Consider the following 4,344-nt stretch of genomic DNA (forward strand, 5'->3'; position numbering starts at 1 on the left):
TAGTATATTTTAATATTTATTATTTAATACCAAAATTTATTTTAACCAGAAAATTTAAACGCTATGTTCTTTTTCTGTTTTTATCACTACTCCTATTATATTGTATAAGAACCGGTTTAAATTTTTTATTAGTAACAAAAAATATTTGGCCAGAAGCGGATGGCATGCAACAAGCATTTACATTTAACCATATTATTGCCGTAATTTTGGGAGAATTGTATGTGGTAGCTTTGGCTTCTGCCATAAAATTAACGTTTGATTGGATTTATGAAAAAAGACGCGCTGAAGATTTACAAAAAATACAATTAAGTACTGAACTTGATTTTTTAAAATCTCAAATTCAACCACATTTCTTCTTTAATACTTTAAATAATTTATACGCATTAACGCTTCAAAAATCAGACAATGCTCCAAATGTAGTTTTAAAATTGTCTGACATTATGCAATATGTTTTGTATGATGTAAAAGAACCTCTTATTAGTTTACACGATGAAATTAACTACATTCAAAATTATTTGGACCTTGAAAAATTACGATATGGAGATATTGTTGATTCTAAAATAACTATTTCAGGTATTATAGAAGATGTTAAAATACCTCCATTGCTTTTTTTGCCATTTATAGAAAATTGTTTTAAGCATGGTGCACAAGAAAATGAATCTATTGAAGTGCATATTAAATTTGAAATTAAACCAAATAAATCACTTAAATTTTGTGTTAAAAATACTTTTGTGCATTTAAATGAAACTAACAAAAAACATGGTATTGGAGTAAAAAATGTAAAAAGAAGATTGCAATTGTTGTTTAATAATAACTTTAAATTAAAGACCTTTGTAAAAAAGCAACACTATTTTGTAAAATTAAAAATACCTATTCAATGAAAATAAAATGCATTATTATTGATGATGAGCCTTTAGCAATTTCGGTTATTCAAAATCATTTAGGTGAATTTCAAAATATAGACTTAATTGCTACATTCAATACGCCAATTGCAGCTTTGTCGACCATTGAAACCAATGAAATTGATGTTATTTTTTTAGATATTAATATGCCAAAAATGAGTGGTTTAGAGTTTTTAAGAACACTCAAAAACAAACCACACATTGTTATTACAACTGCATATAGAGAATTTGCTGTTGAAAGTTTTGATTTAGATGTGTTGGATTATTTAGTAAAACCAATCCCCTTTGGAAGGTTTTTAAAGTCAATTAATAAAGTTCAGGCAAGAATAAATTTAGAAAAAGAAAAACTGACAGATATTGTTATTAAAGAGGAACCTTTTATTTTTTTAAAAGTTGATAAAAAAATGATGAAAATTAAACTGAACGATATTTTATATATTGAAAGTTTAAAGGATTATATAAAAATTTTCACAATAACAGAAAACTATCTTGTTCATAAATCTATGACCAGTATTTCAGATGAATTACCTAATGATAATTTTTTAAGAATTCATAGATCCTATACAATTGCCATTAATAAAATTACTTCGGTAGAAGGAAACTCAATTGAAATTGATAAAAAGAGAATTCCAATTGGCCGAAACTACTTAGTTCAAGCAAAACAAAAAATATTTAATAGCACTGATTTTGCGGATTAATTGATGTCAAATAATCCATTAATGTATAATTAAGTTTAATTCAGCTATATTTTTATGTTGACTATAGAAAATTATTTCTACTAGCAATTATTAGTAGTATCTTAGAAAAATATTTTTTAACCAAACATTTTAACAACTATGTCATCTTCTACACACCTCAACTCCAATAAAAAAACATTAATACCAATTATAATTATTGCTGGGTTATTTTTTATCTTCGGATTTGTAACCTGGATAAATGGAGCTTTAATTCCATTTATGAAAACGATTAATGAATTAACTGATGCGCAATCATACTTAGTAGCTTCAGCATCCTATATTTCTTTTGTAGTAATGGCTTTGCCAGCATCCTACATTATCAATAAAATTGGCTATAGAAAAGGGATGTCTTTAGGTTTAATTGTGATGGCTGTAGGAGCATTAGTTTTTATTCCGGCTGCAGAAGCAAGAACCTATTGGGTATTTTTAACTGGTATTTTTATTCAAGGAATAGGAATGACATTATTACAAACTGCATCTAACCCATATATAACAATATTAGGACCTATAGAAAGTGCAGCTAAGCGTATTGCAATAATGGGAATAGCGAACAAAGTTGCAGGTGCTCTAGGTTCACTTATTTTTGGAGCTATTTTATTGTCTGGTATTGATGAAATTAAAGATAAACTGAGTTTTGTTTCAATTGAAGAAAAAGACCAGTTATTAAATACAATGGCTGATAGTGTTGTAACACCGTATATTGTTATGGCAGCGGTATTATTTGTCTTGGGAATTTTAATTAGAAAAGCGCCATTACCACATGTTGAAGCTGAACCAATAGAAGAAGCTAAAGATGGTAAAACTACAAAAACAAGTATTTTTCAATTTCCTCATTTGTGGTTAGGGGTGCTAACACTTTTTGTATACGTTGGAGTTGAAGTAATTGCAGGAGATACTATTATTGCTTATGGAATTTCTTTAGGTTTTCCCGCTGCCGATGCTAAATTTTTCACAACATTAACTTTAATGGCAATGGTTGTAACGTATGCGTTAGGTGTGGTATTAATTCCTAAATATATAAGTCAGACTTTTGCTTTAAAAATAAGTGCAATTTTAGGTATTGTTTTTACTTTTTTAATTGTGTTTACTTCAGGATTTACTTCAGTACTGTTTGTTGCAGCCTTAGGTGTTGCAAACGCATTGGTTTGGCCAGCAGTTTGGCCTTTAACTTTAAAAGGATTAGGTAAATTCACTAAAACAGCTTCCGCATTATTAATTATGGCAATTGCAGGTGGTGCAATTATTCCACCTTTATACGGAAGTTTTGTTGACGGAAATAAAGCGAAGTTAATTGTTCAAGGAATGAGCGAAGCTGCAGCTGCAGCGGAAGCATCTACATCGGGATATTGGATCTTATTGCCTTGTTACCTTATTATTTTATACTATGCAATGGCGGGCCACAAATTGGGATTAAAAAAAGATTAATTAATTTAATATGGTAGCTAAAAGATTAATTGCGCTTGATGTTTTAAGAGGTTTAACCATTGCTCTTATGATTATGGTAAACAATCCAGGTAGTTGGAGTTATGTTTATCCACCATTGCGTCATGCAAAATGGCATGGTTGTACTCCAACCGATTTGGTTTTCCCTTTTTTCTTATTCATTGTTGGAGTTTCTATGTGGTTTTCTTTCAAAAAATATGGAGAGGGACTTACAAAAAGTGGACTTTTAAAAGTATTAAAAAGGTTTTTAGTGATTTTTTTATTGGGACTCTTTTTAAATGCTTTCCCTAAATTTAATTTTGAACATTTAAGATTTTTTGGTGTACTCCAGCGAATTGCCATTGCTTATGCAATTGGAGCAATTTTATGTATGCAATTTAATTACAAGCAATTATTCACAGTGTTTGTTGTTATTTTGGCAGGCTATTGGGGGTTGCTTTATTTTGGTGGCTCTGGCTCTGGTGATGTTTACAGTTTAACTTCTAATGTTGTAGGTAAAGTCGACTTACTATTATTTGGTGAAAATCACATTTATAAAGGCTTTGGAATCCCTTTTGACCCGGAAGGATTATTGTCAGCAATTCCTTCAGTGGCGACAGTTATATTAGGTTATTTTACTGGTAGAATTATTGAAAATTCAAACGAGGTTATTGTTGCCATTAAAAATATGATAAAGTACGGAGTTACAATTGCAATTGTTGGTTGGTTTTGGGGGTATCTATTCCCAATTAATAAGCCGTTATGGACTAGTTCTTATGTGCTATATACAGGAGGTTTAGCAATGTTGTTTTTGGCTTTTTTGTTATGGATTATTGATGTAAAGAAAATGAGTAATTGGTCAAAACCATTTATTCATTTTGGAACAAACCCACTATTTATTTTTGTGTTTTCAGGAATTTATGTGAAGACAATAATTTACTTGGTAAAATTAACAAATTCAGAAGGAGAAATAGTAACAGGTTATAGTTATTTATATACTCATATTTTTGTTCCTATTGCTGGAAATATGAATGGTTCTTTACTATTTGCTTTAAGTCACATTATTTTCTTTTGGTTGCTAACCTATATATTATATAGAAAGAAAATATTTATTAAGATATAGAACAAAAAAAACCTCGCAATTTGCGAGGTTTTTTTATCACTTAAAGTGAAATATTATACTAATGAAACTCTTTTAAAGTCTGTAACGGTTACTCCAATAGTTTTCACATATTCAGCAACAGTTATTTTATCATCTTTAATAAAGTTTTGATCAAGTAGAC

4 protein-coding genes and 1 pseudogene are annotated in these 4,344 nt (G+C 29.3%); 4 read left to right on the top strand and 1 reads right to left on the bottom strand.

From position 1 onward, the window contains the following. From Q0352_RS02015 to Q0352_RS02030, 4 genes are all read left to right on the top strand, one after another. The coding region (locus Q0352_RS02015) for a sensor histidine kinase (protein ID WP_299522807.1) at positions 1–881 on the top strand (881 nt) is incomplete at its 5' end. After that, positions 878–1,600, top strand: a complete 723-nt coding sequence (locus Q0352_RS02020) for a LytTR family DNA-binding domain-containing protein (protein ID WP_299522810.1) — start codon at positions 878–880, stop codon at positions 1,598–1,600. The genes Q0352_RS02015 and Q0352_RS02020, both read left to right, overlap by 4 nt. A 138-nt stretch (positions 1,601–1,738) precedes the next feature. After that, positions 1,739–3,064 carry a sugar MFS transporter gene (locus Q0352_RS02025; RefSeq protein ID WP_299522813.1) on the top strand — a complete coding sequence of 442 codons (1,326 nt, stop codon included), beginning with the start codon at positions 1,739–1,741 and terminating at the stop codon, positions 3,062–3,064. A gap of 10 nt (positions 3,065–3,074) precedes the next feature. Then, a complete protein-coding gene (locus Q0352_RS02030) occupies positions 3,075–4,184 on the top strand; it encodes an acyltransferase family protein (RefSeq protein WP_299522816.1) in 1,110 nt (369 codons plus the stop codon). A gap of 53 nt (positions 4,185–4,237) precedes the next feature. On the opposite strand, the pseudogene Q0352_RS02035 reads toward Q0352_RS02030, so the two are convergent. After that, positions 4,238–4,344: pseudogene (locus Q0352_RS02035) on the bottom strand (elongation factor Ts); the annotation flags it as partial.

The organism is uncultured Lutibacter sp. (assembly GCF_937891065.1).
Classification (GTDB): Bacteria; Bacteroidota; Bacteroidia; order Flavobacteriales; family Flavobacteriaceae; genus Lutibacter.

Bases quoted from the DNA above. Each gene is read 5' to 3' on its own strand.
- Q0352_RS02020 (WP_299522810.1), top strand. From the start codon at position 878: ATGAAAATAAAATGCATTATTATTGATGATGAGCCTTTAGCAATTTCG.
- Q0352_RS02030 (WP_299522816.1), top strand. From the start codon at position 3,075: ATGGTAGCTAAAAGATTAATTGCGCTTGATGTTTTAAGAGGTTTAACC.
- Q0352_RS02025 (WP_299522813.1), top strand. From the start codon at position 1,739: ATGTCATCTTCTACACACCTCAACTCCAATAAAAAAACATTAATACCA.